Source organism: Enterobacter sp. Sphag1F, assembly GCF_014193275.1.
GTDB classification, from domain to species: Bacteria; Pseudomonadota; Gammaproteobacteria; order Enterobacterales; family Enterobacteriaceae; genus Pantoea; species Pantoea symbiotica.
Map to the genome: position 1 here is coordinate 15,417 of NZ_JACHZD010000007.1, position 17,692 is coordinate 33,108.

General features: G+C 53.5%; 16 protein-coding genes. All 16 read left to right on the forward strand.

What is annotated here, in order from left to right:
• Window positions 1–8: 8 nt before the first annotated feature.
• Window positions 9–2,135, forward strand: a complete 2,127-nt coding sequence (ovoA, locus tag FHW71_RS19720; RefSeq protein ID WP_179452916.1) for a 5-histidylcysteine sulfoxide synthase — start codon at window positions 9–11, stop codon at window positions 2,133–2,135.
• A 106-nt stretch (window positions 2,136–2,241) separates the two neighbouring features.
• Window positions 2,242–2,703 (forward strand): transcriptional regulator AsnC, encoded by a 462-nt coding sequence (gene asnC / locus FHW71_RS19725; protein ID WP_008106733.1) that lies wholly within the window; start codon window positions 2,242–2,244, stop codon window positions 2,701–2,703.
• Between the two features lie 154 nt (window positions 2,704–2,857).
• Entirely contained in the window at window positions 2,858–3,298 is a 441-nt protein-coding gene (gene mioC / locus FHW71_RS19730) for an FMN-binding protein MioC (RefSeq protein WP_008106731.1), read from the forward strand.
• Between the two features lie 442 nt (window positions 3,299–3,740).
• Window positions 3,741–5,630, forward strand: coding sequence for a tRNA uridine-5-carboxymethylaminomethyl(34) synthesis enzyme MnmG (gene mnmG / locus FHW71_RS19735; protein ID WP_176973320.1), 1,890 nt, complete (start codon window positions 3,741–3,743; stop codon window positions 5,628–5,630).
• Window positions 5,631–5,677: 47 nt separating this feature from the next.
• Window positions 5,678–6,295 (forward strand): 16S rRNA (guanine(527)-N(7))-methyltransferase RsmG, encoded by a 618-nt coding sequence (gene rsmG / locus FHW71_RS19740; RefSeq protein WP_008106727.1) that lies wholly within the window; start codon window positions 5,678–5,680, stop codon window positions 6,293–6,295.
• Window positions 6,296–7,008: 713 nt separating this feature from the next.
• Window positions 7,009–7,389 (forward strand): F0F1 ATP synthase subunit I, encoded by a 381-nt coding sequence (atpI, locus tag FHW71_RS19745; protein ID WP_008106725.1) that lies wholly within the window; start codon window positions 7,009–7,011, stop codon window positions 7,387–7,389.
• 8 nt (window positions 7,390–7,397) lie between these two features.
• Window positions 7,398–8,216: a F0F1 ATP synthase subunit A gene (gene atpB, locus FHW71_RS19750; RefSeq protein ID WP_007893608.1), complete on the forward strand. Its 819-nt coding sequence runs from the start codon at window positions 7,398–7,400 to the stop codon at window positions 8,214–8,216.
• 49 nt (window positions 8,217–8,265) lie between these two features.
• Window positions 8,266–8,505: a F0F1 ATP synthase subunit C gene (gene atpE / locus FHW71_RS19755; protein WP_003849523.1), complete on the forward strand. Its 240-nt coding sequence runs from the start codon at window positions 8,266–8,268 to the stop codon at window positions 8,503–8,505.
• 107 nt (window positions 8,506–8,612) lie between these two features.
• Window positions 8,613–9,083: a F0F1 ATP synthase subunit B gene (gene atpF / locus FHW71_RS19760; RefSeq protein ID WP_007893603.1), complete on the forward strand. Its 471-nt coding sequence runs from the start codon at window positions 8,613–8,615 to the stop codon at window positions 9,081–9,083.
• Between the two features lie 14 nt (window positions 9,084–9,097).
• A complete protein-coding gene (gene atpH / locus FHW71_RS19765) occupies window positions 9,098–9,631 on the forward strand; it encodes a F0F1 ATP synthase subunit delta (protein ID WP_008106723.1) in 534 nt (177 codons plus the stop codon).
• 14 nt (window positions 9,632–9,645) lie between these two features.
• Entirely contained in the window at window positions 9,646–11,187 is a 1,542-nt protein-coding gene (gene atpA / locus FHW71_RS19770; RefSeq protein ID WP_008106721.1) for a F0F1 ATP synthase subunit alpha, read from the forward strand.
• A 52-nt stretch (window positions 11,188–11,239) separates the two neighbouring features.
• The gene (gene atpG, locus FHW71_RS19775; protein ID WP_007893596.1) at window positions 11,240–12,106 is read left to right on the forward strand and encodes a F0F1 ATP synthase subunit gamma; all 867 of its coding nucleotides are present in this window, start codon (window positions 11,240–11,242) and stop codon (window positions 12,104–12,106) included.
• 63 nt (window positions 12,107–12,169) lie between these two features.
• Complete coding sequence (gene atpD, locus FHW71_RS19780) at window positions 12,170–13,567, forward strand: F0F1 ATP synthase subunit beta (protein WP_007893594.1); 1,398 nt, start codon at window positions 12,170–12,172, stop codon at window positions 13,565–13,567.
• A gap of 24 nt (window positions 13,568–13,591) precedes the next feature.
• On the forward strand, window positions 13,592–14,011 hold the full coding sequence (locus tag FHW71_RS19785) for a F0F1 ATP synthase subunit epsilon (protein ID WP_008106717.1): 420 nt from the start codon (window positions 13,592–13,594) through the stop codon (window positions 14,009–14,011).
• A 208-nt stretch (window positions 14,012–14,219) separates the two neighbouring features.
• Window positions 14,220–15,590, forward strand: a complete 1,371-nt coding sequence (gene glmU / locus FHW71_RS19790; RefSeq protein ID WP_008106715.1) for a bifunctional UDP-N-acetylglucosamine diphosphorylase/glucosamine-1-phosphate N-acetyltransferase GlmU — start codon at window positions 14,220–14,222, stop codon at window positions 15,588–15,590.
• Window positions 15,591–15,840: 250 nt separating this feature from the next.
• A complete protein-coding gene (glmS, locus tag FHW71_RS19795; RefSeq protein WP_008106713.1) occupies window positions 15,841–17,670 on the forward strand; it encodes a glutamine--fructose-6-phosphate transaminase (isomerizing) in 1,830 nt (609 codons plus the stop codon).
• Window positions 17,671–17,692: the final 22 nt, after the last annotated feature.

Genomic DNA, 17,692 nt, shown 5'->3' on the forward strand with positions numbered 1-17,692 from the left:
AGCACCTTGTGACGACCACCCAACTTCCCGCACCGACCCGCACGCTAAAACTTTCCGGCCAAAACTCCGAACAAAAACGGGCCGAGCTGCTGGCGTACTTCACCCAAACCTGGGAACTGTATGAAAGCCTGTTTGATTGCCTGGCGGACGAGCGCGCCTGGTTTAACAAAGCGATTTCGCTGCGCCATCCACTGATCTTCTATTTTGGCCACACCGCGACCTTCTACATTAATAAGCTGATGGCGGGCCGCTATCTCGATCAACGCGTTGACGATCGCATCGAAGCGATGATGGCGATCGGCGTGGATGAGATGAGCTGGGACGATCTCAACGACAGCCATTACGACTGGCCGAGCATCGCAGAAGTGCGCGACTATCGTGGCAAAGTGAAAAGCCTGGTGAGTGAGTTTATTCGCACCCTGCCGCTGGAACTGCCAATCGGCTGGGACAGCCCGGCGTGGGTGGTGTTGATGGGCATTGAGCACGAGCGTATTCACCTGGAAACCTCCAGCGTGCTGATGCGCCAGCTGCCGATTGAATGGGTCAAGCCGCAGCCGCACTGGCCGGTTTGTCCGCAGGCGCGTCACGATCGTCAATCGGTACCGGAAAATTCTTTGATCGCGATGCCCGGCGGCCGCGTGCAGCAGGGCAAAAAAGACGACACTTATGGCTGGGATAACGAATACGGCAGTCAGCAAACCGAACTCAAGCCGTTCAAGGCCAGCAAAATGCTGGTCAGCAATGCGGAGTTTTATCGCTTCATTGCGGCGGACGGTTATAACCATCGCCGCTGGTGGGATGACGAAGGTTGGGGCTGGCGTGAATTCTCCGGCGCACAGATGCCGACGTTCTGGGTCGGTAACGAAAAGCTGCCCGATCAGCTAAAACTGCGAGTGCTGGCCGAAGAAGTGGCGATGCCGTGGGATTGGCCAGCAGAAGTGAATCAACTGGAAGCCGCCGCGTTCTGCCGCTGGCTGGCCGAAGAGACCGGCAAATCTATTCAGCTCCCTTGCGAAGCCGAATGGGCGCAGCTGCGTGAGCAGGTTGGCGGCGATCAGCCGGATTGGACTGATGCGCCGGGCAATATCAATCTGGCGTATTGGGCTTCCTCCAGCCCGGTCGACCGTTTCGCGCAGGGTGAGTTTTACGACATCGTCGGCAACGTTTGGCAGTGGACCACAACGCCAACCAACGGTTTTGAAGGCTTTAAGGTGCATCCGCTGTACGACGACTTCTCGACGCCGACCTTTGATGGCAAACATGCGCTGATTAAAGGTGGCAGCTGGATTTCCACCGGCAACGAAGCGCTGAAATCTGCGCGCTACGCTTTCCGTCGCCACTTCTTCCAGCACGCCGGCTTCCGCTATGTGGTTTCTTCCCATGAAGAGAGCATGGCGCTCAATCCCTATGAAACTGACAGCATGGTGTCGCAGTATCTCGATTTCCAGTACGGGCCGAGTTACTACAACGTGCCTAACTACGCGGCGGCGCTGGTGGAAAAACTGCTGCCACATTGTCATGCGCGCGGTCAGGCGCTGGACATCGGCTGCGCTACCGGGCGTGCCAGCTTTGAACTGGCGCGACACTTCGAGGCGGTAACCGGCATGGATTACTCGGCGCGCTTTATTGATGTCGCGCTGCAGCTGACTTCCGGTGAGGATTTCCGCTATGTAGTGCCCGAGGAAGGCGAGCTGGTGGAGTATCGTCAGGTGCGGCTGAAAGAGTTTGGCCTCGAAGCAGAGCAAGCGCAGCGCATTCAGTTTGTGCAGGGCGATGCCTGTAACCTGAAACCGCAGCCGGATCGTTACGATCTGGTGCTGGCGTCTAACCTGATTGATCGTCTGCGTCAGCCAAAGCGCTTCCTGCAGGATATTACTTCGATGATCCGTTCCGGCGGTTTGCTGGTGCTGTCATCGCCGTATACCTGGCTGGAAGATTTCACACCAAAAGAGAACTGGCTGGGCGGTGTTCGCGAGAATGGCGAAGCGCTGACCACCTATCAGGCGCTGCAGCGTCTGTTGCGTGATGCCTTTGACGAAGTGGCACCGCCGCAGGATGTGCCATTTGTCATCCGCGAAACGGCGCGCAAATTCCAGCACACGCAGGCGCAAGTGACCTTCTGGCGTAAGCGCTAAAAAGCATGCAGACAACGGCCTGCCTGTTGTCTGCACCTTGCCTGCACCGCTAATTTGCTGCACATTCTCCTCTATTCATAGAAGAAGAACTTAACGAGGATGGACAATGGCGGAACACCTTCAGCTGGATAACCTGGATCGCGGCATTCTCAATGCGCTGCTGCAGAATGCGCGCACCGCCTATGCCGAGCTCGCCAAACAGTTCAACGTCAGCCCCGGCACTATTCATGTGCGGGTGGAGAAGATGCGTCAGGCGGGCATTATTTTGGGCACGCGCGTGGAGATCGATCCGCGTCAGCTCGGCTTCGATGTGTGCTGCTTTATCGGCATTATCCTCAAAAGCGCGCGCGATTATCCGGCGGCGCTGAGCAAACTCGACGCGCTGGATGAAGTGGTGGAAGCCTGGTATACCACCGGCCACTACAGCATCTTTATCAAAGTGATGTGCCGATCGATCGATGCCTTGCAACAGGTATTGATCAACAAGATCCAGACCATCGACGAAATCCAATCCACAGAAACCCTGATCTCACTGCAAAACCCGATCATGCGCACCATTAAGCCGTGATCCCTCTCTAAGCTGTGCACAAACTTATCCCCGGCAGATCGCGCGTATGGCGCGACTTGTCGCCTGATGCTTTCATCGATTAACCCTGTTTTCCACAGGTGGATCACGGCTTGATCACAGCGTACAATGCTCGCCTTTAGTGCGGGAGAGCATCATGGCCGATATTACGTTAATCAGTGGAAGTACCCTTGGCAGCGCCGAATATGTTGCTGAACATCTGGAAGAAAAACTGCAGGAAGCGGGCTTCTCAACCGAGGTGCTGCATGGCCCAGAGCTGGATGAGCTACAACCGGAAGGCATCTGGCTGATCGTTACCTCCACGCACGGTGCCGGTGAACTGCCTGATAATTTGCTTCCTTTATATGAAGCACTGCAAGAGACAAAACCTGACCTCACTGGCTTACGTTATGGCGCAGTAGGCATCGGTAACCATGAATACGATCTTTTCTGCGGCGCGATCAAGCTGCTGGAAGAGCAATTGAACCAGTTGGGCGCCAAACGCATTGGCGATCGCCTGGAGATCGACGTGCTGGAGCATGAGATCCCGGAAGACGCGGCTGAAGTGTGGGTCGCCACATGGAAAACGCAGATTTAAAACGATCTTCGATGGCTGGGGATCGGGAAAATAGAATGATCCCCAGTTGATTGCGCTGTTTTTTCACTTTAAACACGCGATCGACTGTGGATAACATGGCCTGTTTCATGCGTATAACCAGTAGTTATCCAAAGAACAACTGCTGTTTCTTTTTTAGGCTGTGTATAAGTGGCTATTTTGATCCCAGCTTATACGGATCAGGATCACCGATCATTCACAGCTAATGATCCTCTCTAATCTGCTGTTAAGCCTGCGCTTTTCGGGGTTATCAACAGCAAGGTGCGATCCTAATAGTAGATCTAACAGAGAGATCATATAAAAGACTTAAGATCCTTTCTTTTAAACCTCAGGATCCCGCGACTTTCGCCGCCGACATTATTTCAGTAGAATCCACCGCCCAGGGCAACGATCCCTGTCCGAAACACTAACGAGGACCCACTTCATGTTTTATCCAGATCCTTTTGACGTCATCGTAATCGGTGGTGGTCATGCGGGCACAGAGGCCGCGATGGCCGCAGCCCGAATGGGTCAGCAAACCCTGTTACTCACCCATAACATTGATACGCTTGGACAAATGTCCTGTAACCCCGCGATCGGTGGCATCGGGAAAGGACATCTGGTGAAGGAAGTGGATGCCTTAGGCGGTTTGATGGCCACGGCAATTGACCAGGCAGGTATCCAGTTTAGGATACTAAACGCGAGCAAAGGCCCCGCCGTTCGTGCCACGCGTGCTCAGGCTGACCGTGTACTGTATCGCCAGGCGGTACGCACTGCGCTGGAGAACCAGCCTAACCTGATGATCTTCCAGCAGGCGGTTGACGATCTGATTGTGGAAAACGATCGTGTCGTCGGTGCTGTGACACAAATGGGCTTGAAGTTCCGCGCCAAAACCGTGGTGCTGACCGTCGGGACCTTCCTCGATGGCAAAATTCACATTGGCCTGGATAATTACAGCGGTGGCCGTGCAGGCGATCCGCCATCAATTCCATTGGCAAAACGCCTGCGTGCACTGCCGCTGCGCGTAAACCGTCTGAAAACCGGTACGCCGCCACGTATCGACGCACGCTCGATTGATTTTTCGGTGCTGACACCGCAGCACGGTGATAATCCGATGCCGGTGTTCTCGTTCATGGGCAAGGTTTCACAGCATCCACAACAAGTGCCGTGCTGGATCACCTACACCAACGAACAGACGCATGACGTGATCCGCAATAACCTCGATCGCAGCCCGATGTATGCCGGGATCATCGAAGGTATTGGTCCACGTTACTGCCCGTCGATCGAAGACAAAGTGATGCGCTTTGCCGATCGTAACGCGCACCAGATCTTCCTGGAGCCGGAAGGCCTGACCAGCAACGAAATCTACCCGAATGGTATCTCCACCAGCCTGCCGTTTGACGTACAGATGCAGATCGTACGTTCGATGAAAGGACTGGAAAACGCGAAGATCATCCGTCCAGGTTATGCCATCGAGTATGATTTCTTCGATCCACGCGATCTTAAACCGACGCTGGAAAGCAAATTTATCCACGGCCTGTTCTTTGCCGGCCAAATTAACGGAACCACCGGCTACGAAGAAGCGGCAGCGCAAGGTTTGCTGGCAGGCTTGAACGCAGCTCGCGCTTCTGCTGATAAAGAGGGCTGGGCGCCACGCCGCGATCAGGCTTATCTCGGTGTGCTGGTTGACGATCTCTGCACGCTGGGCACGAAAGAGCCGTACCGCATGTTTACATCGCGCGCGGAGTACCGTTTGATGCTGCGCGAAGATAACGCCGATCTGCGTTTGACTGAAGCCGGTCGCGAACTCGGTCTGGTTGATGATGCCCGCTGGGCGCGCTACAACCAGAAACTGGAAGCGATTGAGCAAGAGCGTCAACGTCTGCGCGATCTGTGGGTGCATCCGAAATCGGATAACGTGGCTGAAGTGAACGCGGTGATCAGCGCGCCGCTCACCAAAGAAGCCAGTGGTGAAGATCTGCTGCGTCGTCCAGAGATGACCTATCCGCTGCTGACGTCACTCGCCAGCTACGGTCCGGCACTGCCTGATGAGCAAGCCGCTGAGCAGGTGGAGATTCAGGTGAAATACGAAGGATACATTGCGCGTCAGCAGGAAGAGATTGATCGCCAGCTGCGGAATGAAAACACCTTGTTGCCTGTTGAGCTCGACTATCGTCAGGTTAATGGCTTGTCGAATGAAGTGATCGCCAAACTCAACGATCACAAACCGACGTCCATCGGCCAGGCTTCGCGTATTTCGGGTATCACGCCTGCGGCAATTTCAATTCTGCTGATTTACCTGAAAAAACAGGGCCTGCTGCGTAAAAGCGCCTGATAGACTTTGGGGTGAGGCAACTCGCCCCCGTTAATGGAATTCTCGTCGTGATCAACAAACTCTCCTCGCTGCTGAATGCGGCAAACATTTCCCTTACCGATCAACAAAAACAGCAGTTGGTTGGCTATGTTGAGTTGCTGCATAAGTGGAATAAGGCCTATAACCTGACATCGGTGCGTGATCCGCAGCAGATGCTGGTGCGCCATATTCTCGACAGCGTGGTGGTTGAGCCACATCTACAGGGCGAACGCTTTATTGATGTGGGCACCGGTCCGGGCTTACCGGGTATTCCGCTGGCCATTGTGCGCCCGCAATCGCATTTCACCTTGCTGGATAGCCTCGGCAAACGCGTGCGTTTCCTGCGACAGGTACAACATGAGTTAGGACTTACTAACGTCACGCCAGTGCAGAGCCGCGTTGAAGAGTTCCCGTCTGAGCCACCATTCGATGGTGTTATCAGCCGTGCATTTGCATCACTGGAAGATATGCTGAACTGGTGCCATCATCTGCCGAGCCCTGAAGGTCGCTTTTATGCCCTGAAAGGCGTGCGTCCGGATGATGAGATTTCTGCATTACCGGCGGGCTTTACGGTAGAGAAAATTCAACCGCTGCAGGTACCCGAACTGGATGGTGAACGTCATCTGGTGGTGATTACCCGCCAATAGCCTTTTAAACGGTATGGATTTGAGCCAGTTCATGCCGTTTGCCTTAGTCTTTTCCCTGAACGAAAAAGCAGCGATTGAACACTTTTAGGTAAAAGCTTTTATTTAGTAGGGCAGGGCGAGAGAGTTAACATCTCAGACGGAAATTATCCGAAAAGCTCTGTTACATTTAACGAACATTTCACATTTCATTATCACTTAGATCACTTTATTGCGTGTATTTACCCAACCAAATAATCACTGTGGAAAATATAACTTTGCAATAAATTGGCGTGCGTAATATCAGTTTTGCGTTTTTATTGCAGCGCATGATGTCAATAGAGTGTTTTTCTCGAAAATTGTAGTCCAACACCTAATAAATAAATTTAATGCACTGATTTATAGAAGCTTTAGTCGAATTTGAAATCGTATAAATCTTAACTGGTACAAATTCAGTCAGGCATTCCTTGTTTATTATGTGATCTAAAGCACGCTTTAAAAGCAAGTCGATCGGGCATTTTCAGCATTTAAGTCAGACATTGCCTAATGACGATGTTTTGAAAAATAGCCCTTCAGAAAGAAATTTAAATAATTGTTCACCTTTTCGCTACTTACCGATTGAAATCGCAGGTGGCGCCCGTATAATTTGCACGGCTTTTGCTGCTTGACTCAAATGAGTAAAGGCAGTCTTATACGACACGCGACATACCCCGTTCGGGGCAGGAGAGTTCAGCGTCATGTCAGTGTCTCTTTACAGTGTGAAATTAGCCCGGGCCGTGCTGATCATTCAGCTGGTGACCTTTGTCATCATCGGTGCGCTCTTTACCCTGAAAGAGGTTACCTGGGGCGCCTCCGCCTTCGCGGGTGGAGTGGCAGCCTGGCTGCCGAACGTGTTGTTTATGTTTTTGGCCTGGCGCCTGCAGGATCAAACGCCTGCGAAAGGACGTGTTGCCTGGAGCTTTGCCCTCGGTGAAGTGTTGAAGGTGTTCACAACCGTCATTTTCCTCGCGGTGGCGTTGGGTGTGTTTGGAGCGGTCTTCTGGCCACTCGCAATCACGTGGTTATCGGTGCTGGTGGTGCAGATCGTCGCTCCGGCTGTAATTAACAACAAAGGGTAAGAGGCATCATGGCTGCTGGAGAAATCTCTACTCCGCAAGAATACATAGGTCACCACCTGAATAACCTTCAGTTGGACCTGCGTACTTTCGAGTTGGTGAATCCGCACGACGCTCCCGCGACGTTCTGGGTATTAAATATCGATTCCATGTTTTTCTCTGTGGTGCTGGGACTGATTTTCCTGGTGTTGTTCCGTAAAGTGGCGAAAAGCGCTACCAGCGGTGTTCCAGGGAAATTACAAGCGGCTATCGAACTGGTTGTCGGCTTCGTTGATAACAACGTGCGCGACATGTACCACGGTAAAAGCAAACTTATCGCCCCGCTGGCTCTGACGATTTTCGTCTGGGTCTTCCTGATGAACTTCATGGATCTGCTGCCTATCGATTTGCTGCCGTTTATCGGCGAGCACTATTTAGGCCTGCCGGCGCTGCGCGTCGTGCCGTCTGCAGACGTGAACATCACGCTGTCTATGGCGCTGGGCGTATTTATTTTGATTCTGTTCTACAGCATCAAAATGAAAGGCATTGGCGGCTTCACCAAAGAGTTGACGCTGCAGCCTTTTAATCACCCGATCTTCATCCCCATTAACCTGATTCTTGAAGGTGTTAGCCTGCTGTCCAAGCCTGTTTCACTGGGTCTGCGACTGTTCGGTAACATGTATGCGGGTGAGTTGATCTTTATCCTGATTGCCGGCTTGCTGCCGTGGTGGTCGCAGTGGTTGTTGAATGTGCCTTGGGCCATTTTCCACATCCTGATCATTTCGCTGCAGGCTTTCATTTTCATGGTCCTCACGATCGTCTATCTGTCGATGGCATCTGAAGAACATTGATTTTTATCTCAACACTTAAGCTTTTAACTGAAACAAACTGGAGACTGTCATGGAAAACCTGAATATGGATCTGCTGTACATGGCTGCCGCTGTGATGATGGGCCTGGCGGCAATCGGTGCTGCGATCGGTATCGGCATCCTCGGAGGTAAATTCCTGGAAGGCGCCGCGCGTCAACCGGATCTGATCCCTCTGCTGCGTACGCAGTTCTTTGTTGTAATGGGTCTGGTGGATGCAATCCCGATGATCGCTGTAGGTCTGGGTCTCTACGTGATGTTTGCTGTCGCTTAAACCTGGTAGCCTTGTTCACTCATGGCACCTGGTGTGATGAGGGACGGATTCTGCCGTTTATCTCTGATAGCGGCAGAGCAAGTTAACTTAATAAGAGGCATTGTGCTGTGAACATTAATGCAACAATCCTCGGCCAGGCCATCGCGTTCATTCTGTTTGTCGCGTTCTGCATGAAGTACGTATGGCCGCCGATTATGGCTGCCATCGAAAAGCGCCAGAAAGAAATTGCTGAAGGCCTTGCTTCTGCTGAGCGCGCGAAGAAAGATTTAGATCTCGCGCAGGCCAATGCGACCGACCAGCTGAAAAAAGCGAAAGAAGACGCTCAGGTCATTATCGAGCAGGCGAACAAACGCCGTGCCCAGATTCTGGACGAAGCGAAAACCGAAGCTGAGACTGAACGTAACCGCATCGTGGCACAGGCGCAGGCAGAAATTGATGCCGAGCGTTCGCGTGCCCGTGAAGAGCTGCGTAAGCAAGTCGCGTTGCTGGCATTAGCTGGCGCCGAGAAAATCATCGAACGTTCCGTGGATGAAGCTGCTAACAGCGACATCGTTGATAAACTGGTCGCTGAACTGTAAGGAGGGAGGGGCTGATGTCTGATCTGATTACTGTAGCTCGCCCCTACGCCAAAGCAGCTTTTGACTTTGCTGTTGAGCATCAAAGCATCGATCGCTGGCAATCAATGCTGGCGTTTGCCGCAGAAGTGGCTCGCAACGAACAGATCGCAGATCTTCTTTCCGGTGCGCTTGCACCGGAAGCGTTATCTGCTTCTTTCATTGCAGTTTGTGGCGATCAACTTGATGAAAACGCCCAGAACCTGATTAAGGTAATGGCCGAAAACGGACGTTTGACAGCGCTTCCAGCCGTACTGGCTCAGTACATTCAACTGCGTGACGCTTATGAAGCGACAGCCGAAGTTGATGTGATTTCTGCCAGCACGCTGAGTGACAGTCAGCTGACTAAAATCAGCGCCGCGATGGAAAAACGTCTGTCACGTAAAGTTAAGCTGAATTGCAAAATTGATAAGTCTGTAATGGCAGGTGTGGTTATCCGTGCGGGTGACCTGGTCATTGATGGCAGCGTACGCGGCCGTCTTGATCGTCTGGCAGACGTCTTGCAGTCTTAAGGGGACTGGAGCATATGCAACTGAATTCCACCGAAATCAGCGAACTGATCAAGCAGCGCATTGCTCAGTTCAATGTCGTGAGTGAAGCTCACAACGAAGGTACTATTGTTTCTGTAAGTGACGGTATCATCCGCGTACACGGCCTGGCCGATGTCATGCAGGGTGAGATGATTGCCCTGCCGGGCAACCGTTACGCGATCGCACTGAACCTCGAGCGTGACTCGGTTGGTGCAGTAGTGATGGGCCCGTATGCTGACCTCGCGGAAGGCATGAAAGTAAAATGTACGGGTCGTATTTTAGAAGTTCCAGTTGGCCGTGGCCTGCTGGGCCGTGTGGTGAACACCCTGGGTGCACCGATCGACGGTAAAGGCGCAATCGAAAACGACGGCTTCTCGCCTGTTGAAGTGATTGCACCGGGCGTTATCGACCGTCAGTCAGTAGACCAGCCTGTTCAGACCGGTTACAAATCTGTCGATGCGATGATTCCAATCGGCCGTGGCCAGCGTGAGCTGATCATCGGTGACCGCCAGACTGGTAAAACTGCAATGGCAATCGACGCCATCATCAACCAGCGCGATTCAGGCATCAAGTGTGTCTACGTTGCGATTGGCCAGAAAGCGTCAACCATTTCTAACGTAGTTCGCAAACTGGAAGAGCACGGCGCACTGGCTAACACCATCGTGGTTGTCGCTTCTGCTTCTGAATCTGCAGCACTGCAGTACCTGTCACCGTACGCCGGTTGTGCGATGGGTGAGTACTTCCGTGACCGCGGTGAAGATGCACTGATCGTGTACGATGACCTGTCTAAGCAGGCTGTTGCTTACCGTCAGATTTCTCTGCTGCTGCGCCGTCCACCAGGTCGTGAAGCATTCCCTGGCGACGTGTTCTATCTCCACTCTCGTCTGCTGGAGCGTGCATCACGCGTTAGCGCTGACTACGTTGAGCGCTTCACCAATGGTGAAGTGAAAGGCCAAACCGGTTCTCTGACCGCACTGCCAATCATCGAAACTCAGGCGGGTGACGTTTCTGCGTTCGTTCCGACCAACGTAATCTCGATTACTGATGGTCAGATCTTCCTGGAATCTAACCTGTTCAACTCCGGTATTCGTCCAGCCGTTAACCCGGGTATCTCGGTATCCCGTGTTGGTGGTGCTGCACAGACCAAGATCATCAAGAAACTGTCCGGTGGTATTCGTACCGCGCTGGCACAGTATCGTGAACTGGCTGCGTTCTCTCAGTTCGCTTCCGATCTGGACGATGCAACGCGTAAACAGCTGAGCCACGGTCAGAAAGTGACCGAGCTGCTGAAACAGAAACAGTATGCGCCGATGTCAGTCGCGCAACAGGGTCTGGTGCTGTTTGCTGCTGAGCGCGGCTATCTGAACGATGTTGAACTGGCGAAAGTCGGCAGCTTCGAAGCCGCTCTGCTGGCGTTCGCGGATCGCGATCACGCTGAGCTGATGGCTGAAATCAACCAAGCGGGTAACTTCAATAACGAAATCGAAGAGAAGCTGAAAGGCCTCCTCGAAACGTTTAAAGCAACCCAGTCCTGGTAATGTCTGGCGGCTTGTCTGAAAAGGCAGGCCGCAAGGCTTTGAGGAGAAGCTAATGGCCGGCGCAAAAGAAATACGTAGTAAGATCGGAAGCGTAAAAAATACGCAGAAGATCACCAAAGCGATGGAAATGGTCGCCGCCTCCAAAATGCGTAAAACGCAGGAACGCATGGCGGCCAGCCGTCCGTATGCAGATACCATGCGCAAAGTGATTGGTCACCTTGCTCTGGGTAATCTGGAATACAAGCACCCTTACCTGGATGAGCGTGACGTTAAGCGCGTCGGCTACCTGGTCGTTTCGACTGACCGCGGGCTTTGTGGTGGTTTGAACATTAACCTGTTCAAAAAATTGCTGGCAGATATGAAAGGCTGGGCAGATAAAGGCGTACAGAGCGATCTGGCCGTTATCGGTTCGAAAGGCAATTCATTCTTCGGCTCTGTAGGTGGCAACATCGTGGCACAGGTCACCGGTATGGGCGATAAGCCTGCACTGTCTGATTTGATCGGCCCGGTAAAAGTGATGTTGCAGGCCTACGATGAAGGTCGCATCGACAAGCTGTATATCGTTGCCAACAAGTTTAATAACACCATGTCTCAGACTCCGACCATTACCCAACTGCTGCCGTTACCGCCAGCGGAAGGTGAAGAAGAGATGAAGGCGAAGACCTGGGATTACCTGTACGAACCCGATCCGAAAGCGCTGCTGGATACCCTGCTGCGTCGTTACGTCGAATCGCAGGTTTATCAGGGTGTGGTGGAAAACCTGGCCAGTGAGCAGGCCGCACGTATGGTTGCGATGAAAGCTGCAACTGATAACGGCGGAAACCTGATCAAAGAGCTGCAGTTGGTTTACAACAAAGCTCGTCAGGCCAGCATCACCCAGGAACTTACCGAGATCGTCTCGGGAGCCTCCGCGGTTTAACCAGGCATATATCCTGTCGCGCGAGCGCGGCTGGGTATTTTCGTATTAGGTAGAGGATTCAAGATGGCAGCTGGAAAGATTGTCCAGATTATCGGCGCCGTAGTTGACGTCGAATTCCCTCAGGACGCGGTACCGCAGGTATACAGCGCTCTCGAGGTGAAAAATGGTGATGCTCGTCTGGTGCTGGAAGTTCAGCAGCAGCTGGGTGGTGGCGTGGTTCGTACCATCGCCATGGGTACTTCTGACGGCCTGAAGCGCGGTCTGGAAGTTACTGACCTGAAAAAACCTATCCAGGTTCCGGTTGGTAAAGCAACCCTCGGCCGTATCATGAACGTATTGGGTGAGCCAATCGACATGAAAGGCGACCTGCAGAATGACGACGGCAGCGCATTAGAGGTTTCCTCTATTCACCGCGCAGCACCTTCGTATGAAGATCAGTCTAACTCGCAGGAACTGCTGGAAACCGGCATCAAGGTTATCGACCTGATGTGTCCGTTCGCTAAGGGCGGTAAAGTCGGTTTGTTCGGTGGTGCGGGTGTAGGTAAAACCGTAAACATGATGGAGCTGATCCGTAACATCGCGGCTGAGCACTCAGGTTATTCGGTATTTGCTGGCGTGGGTGAGCGTACTCGTGAGGGTAACGACTTCTACCACGAAATGACTGACTCCAACGTTATCGATAAAGTAGCGCTGGTGTATGGCCAGATGAACGAGCCGCCGGGTAACCGTCTGCGCGTAGCTCTGACCGGTTTGACCATGGCGGAAAAATTCCGTGATGAAGGCCGTGACGTTCTGCTGTTCATCGACAACATCTATCGTTACACCCTGGCCGGTACTGAAGTATCAGCACTGCTGGGTCGTATGCCATCTGCGGTAGGTTATCAGCCAACGCTGGCAGAAGAGATGGGTGTGTTGCAGGAGCGTATTACCTCCACTAAGACTGGTTCAATCACCTCTGTACAGGCCGTTTACGTTCCTGCGGATGACTTGACTGACCCGTCACCAGCAACCACCTTTGCTCACTTAGACTCAACCGTTACGCTGAGCCGTCAGATCGCCTCTCTGGGTATCTACCCAGCCGTTGACCCGCTGGATTCAACCAGCCGTCAGCTGGATCCACTGATCGTGGGTCAGGAGCACTATGACGTTGCGCGTGGCGTGCAGTCTCTGCTGCAGCGTTACCAGGAACTGAAAGACATCATCGCCATCCTTGGTATGGACGAGCTGTCTGAAGAAGACAAACTGTTGGTGGCACGTGCGCGTAAGATTCAGCGCTTCCTGTCTCAGCCGTTCTTCGTTGCTGAAGTCTTCACCGGTTCTCCAGGTAAGTACGTGACCCTGAAAGACACCATCCGTGGCTTCAAAGGCATCATGGAAGGCGAATTCGACCACCTGCCAGAGCAGGCGTTCTACATGGTCGGCGCTATCGAAGAAGCCGTAGAAAAAGCGAAGAAACTGTAATTTAGGTTTCCCAGGAGGAATGGTATGGCTATGACTTATCATCTGGACGTGGTCAGCGCGGAGCAACAAATGTTCTCCGGTCTGGTCGAGCGTATCCAGGTGTCAGGTAGCGAAGGTGAGTTGGGGATTCGTCCTGGCCACGCCCCGCTGCTGACAGCCATCAAGCCTGGTATGATTCACATCGTGAAACAGCACGGCGAAGAGGAGTTTATTTACCTCTCTGGCGGCGTGCTGGAAGTTCAGCCTGGCAGCACCACCGTTCTGGCCGACACCGCGATTCGCGGTGAAGACCTTGACGAAGCGCGCGCGCTGGAAGCGAAACGTAAAGCAGAAGAGCACATGAACAGCAGCCACGGCGACGTGGACTATGCTCAGGCTTCTGCGGAACTGGCGAAAGCCATCGCGAAACTGCGTGTCATCGAGCTGACCAAAAAAGCGATGTAATCAGGCTTTATGCGTCACGAAATGCCAGCCCTTTGGGTTGGCATTTTTTTTGCCCAAAAAACATCATCTCGTAGCGTCGCCCTTCATGGCGACCACCAGCCGACCTCGATCCGCTTTCCCCAACCCCGCTAATTTCGACCCGAGAAAAATGTAGTAATCTCAGGGCTAAACCTTACACTTTCGACAGTTGAAGAGAATCAGGATAGTTATGTCTACGAACGCGATGAGTGTGGTGATCTTGGCCGCTGGCAAAGGCACCCGAATGTATTCCGACCTGCCCAAAGTTCTGCACACCCTTGCAGGTAAACCGATGGTTCAACACGTGATTGATGCCGCAACCGGTTTGGGCGCCCAGCAGATCCACTTGGTTTATGGCCACGGCGGAGATTTGCTGCAATCGACGTTAGCGCATAACGCACTCAACTGGGTGCTGCAGGCCGAACAACTCGGTACCGGCCACGCGATGCAGCAGGCCGCGCCCTTCTTTGCCGATGACGAAGATATTCTGATGCTGTACGGCGATGTGCCGCTGATTTCGCAGGCCAGCTTGCAACGTCTGCGCGACGCGAAACCCGCTGGCGGCATCGGTTTACTCACCGTGGTTTTGGATAACCCAACCGGTTACGGTCGTATCGTGCGTGAAAACGGCACAGTGACCGGCATTATCGAGCAGAAAGATGCCTCGCCAGAACAGCTGAAAATTCAGGAAATTAACACCGGCATCCTGATTGCCAACGGCGGCGACCTCAAGCGCTGGCTGGCGCAGCTGAACAACAACAATGCGCAGGGCGAATTCTATATCACCGATATCATCGCCATGGCACACCACGAAGGCCGCGTGATCAATGCGGTGCATCCGGCGCGCATCAGCGAAACCGACGGCGTCAACAACCGCCTGCAGCTGGCAACGCTTGAGCGCGTCTATCAAAGCGAGCAGGCAGAGAAGCTGCTACTGGCGGGTGTAATGCTGCGCGATCCGGCGCGTTTCGATCTACGCGGTTCGCTGCAACACGGCCGCGATGTTGAGATCGATACCAACGTGATCATCGAAGGCAAGGTCACGCTCGGCGACCGCGTAAAAATCGGTGCCGGCTGCATCATCAAAAATAGCGTGATTGCTGACGACTGTGAAATCAGCCCCTATTCAGTGATCGAAGATGCCACCTTAGCCGCCGCCTGTACGGTTGGGCCTTTTGCGCGTCTGCGTCCGGGCAGCGAGCTGGCGGAAGAAGCGCACGTGGGCAACTTCGTAGAGATGAAGAAAGCCACTCTCGGCAAAGGCTCCAAAGCCGGTCATCTCTCTTATCTTGGCGATGCGGAAATTGGCGCGGGTGTGAATATCGGCGCGGGCACCATTACCTGTAACTACGATGGCGCCAACAAATCCAAAACCATCATTGGCGACAACGTGTTTATCGGTTCGGATACCCAGCTGGTGGCGCCGGTCAGCGTGGCGAGCGGAGCGACCATCGCCGCAGGCACCACGATTATGAAAGATGTGTTGGCTGCGGATCTGGTCTACAACCGTAAAGAGCAGAATCAAAAATCGGGCTGGCAGCGCCCTGTTAAGAAAAAATAAATTTTAAAGGCCGACAACGATCGGCCTGTTTGCAGTGCCAATTACCCTTAATAATTCGAGTTTTAGGAAGGCGGCAAGAGTGTGAATCCTCAGGAGCTTACTTAAGTAAGTGACTGAGGTGAGCGCTCGCAGCCAACGCACCTACAACTTGAAGTATGACGGGTAAAATATCCCCACTCTCTACAAGGCTCGGGGAAATCAGGTCGTATGACAACGCAATGGCCGAAAGCCATGAAGTCAGGAAATTACTATGTGTGGAATTGTTGGTGCAGTAGCGCAGCGTGACATTGCAGAAATTCTGCTGGAAGGTTTGCGTCGTCTTGAGTATCGCGGTTATGACTCAGCGGGATTAGCCGTTGTCGATCGTCAGGGCCATATGACGCGCCTGCGTCGTCTGGGTAAAGTGCAGAACCTGGCGGAAGCCGCAGAGCAGCAACCGCTGATTGGCGGCACCGGTATTGCACACACGCGCTGGGCGACCCACGGTGAGCCGTCGGAGGCCAATGCGCATCCGCACGTTTCCGAGCACATCATCATCGTGCACAACGGCATCATTGAGAACCATGAGCCGCTGCGCGCGCAGTTGCTTGAGCGCGGCTATCACTTTGCCTCAGAAACCGACACCGAAGTGGTGGCGCATCTGGTGCATTGGGAGCAGAAGCAGGGCGGCACGCTGCGTGAAGTGGTGCTGCGCGTCATTCCGCAGCTGCGCGGTGCATATGGCATGGTGATCATGGACAGCCGCGATCCTTCGCTGCTGGTGGCGGCGCGTTCCGGTAGCCCGCTGGTGATTGGCCGTGGCGTGGGTGAAAACTTTATTGCTTCCGATCAGCTGGCACTGCTGCCGGTGACGCGTCGCTTCATCTATCTGGAAGAGGGCGATATTGCGGAGATCACCCGCCGCGAAGTCACCATTATCGATCGTGACGGTAAAACGGCTAAGCGCGCCGAAATCGAATCGACCGCGCAATACGATGCCGGTGACAAAGGCATCTATCGTCACTACATGCAGAAAGAGATTTACGAGCAGCCGAACGCGATCAAAAACACCATCACCGGTCGTTTTAATCACGGCGAAGTCGATCTCAGCGAGCTAGGCCCGGATGCTGAGAAGTTGCTGAGCCAGGTCGAGCATATCCAGATCATCGCCTGCGGTACTTCATACAACTCCGGCATGGTTTCGCGCTACTGGTTTGAGTCGCTGGCTAATCTGCCTTGTGATGTGGAAATCGCTTCGGAATTCCGTTACCGCAAATCTGCGGTGCGTAAAAATAGCCTGCTGATCACGCTGTCACAATCGGGTGAAACCGCCGATACGCTGGCGGCGTTGCGCCTGTCAAAAGAGCTGGGTTATCTCGGTTCGCTGGCGATCTGTAACGTGGCCGGTTCATCACTGGTGCGTGAATCCGATTTGGCGCTGATGACCAAAGCCGGTACCGAAATTGGCGTTGCCTCGACCAAAGCCTTCACCACACAGCTGGCGGTATTGCTGATGCTGGTGGCGAAACTCGGTCGTCTGCATGGCATGAAAGCCGAAACCGAGCACGAGATTGTGCACGCGCTGCAGGCTTTGCCGAGCCGCATCGAGCAGATGCTGGCGCAGGACAAAGTGATCGAAAATCTGGCAGAAGGTTTCTCCGACAAACATCACGCGCTGTTCCTTGGCCGTGGCGATCAGTACCCAATCGCTATGGAAGGCGCGCTGAAGCTGAAAGAGATCTCCTATATACACGCCGAAGCCTATGCGGCGGGCGAGCTGAAGCACGGCCCGCTAGCGCTAATTGATGCGGATATGCCGGTGATCGTGGTCGCGCCTAACAACGAACTGCTGGAGAAGCTGAAATCCAACATTGAAGAGGTACGCGCGCGCGGCGGTTTGCTGTACGTGTTTGCCGATCAGGATGCCGGTTTCAGCGACAGCGATGGCATGAAAATCATCTCTCTGCCGCATGTAGAAGAGGTGATTGCACCGATCTTCTACACCGTGCCGTTACAGCTGCTCTCGTATCACGTGGCGCTGATTAAAGGCACCGACGTTGATCAACCACGTAACCTGGCGAAATCGGTTACCGTTGAATAAACTGCTATAAGAGTGGGCCCAC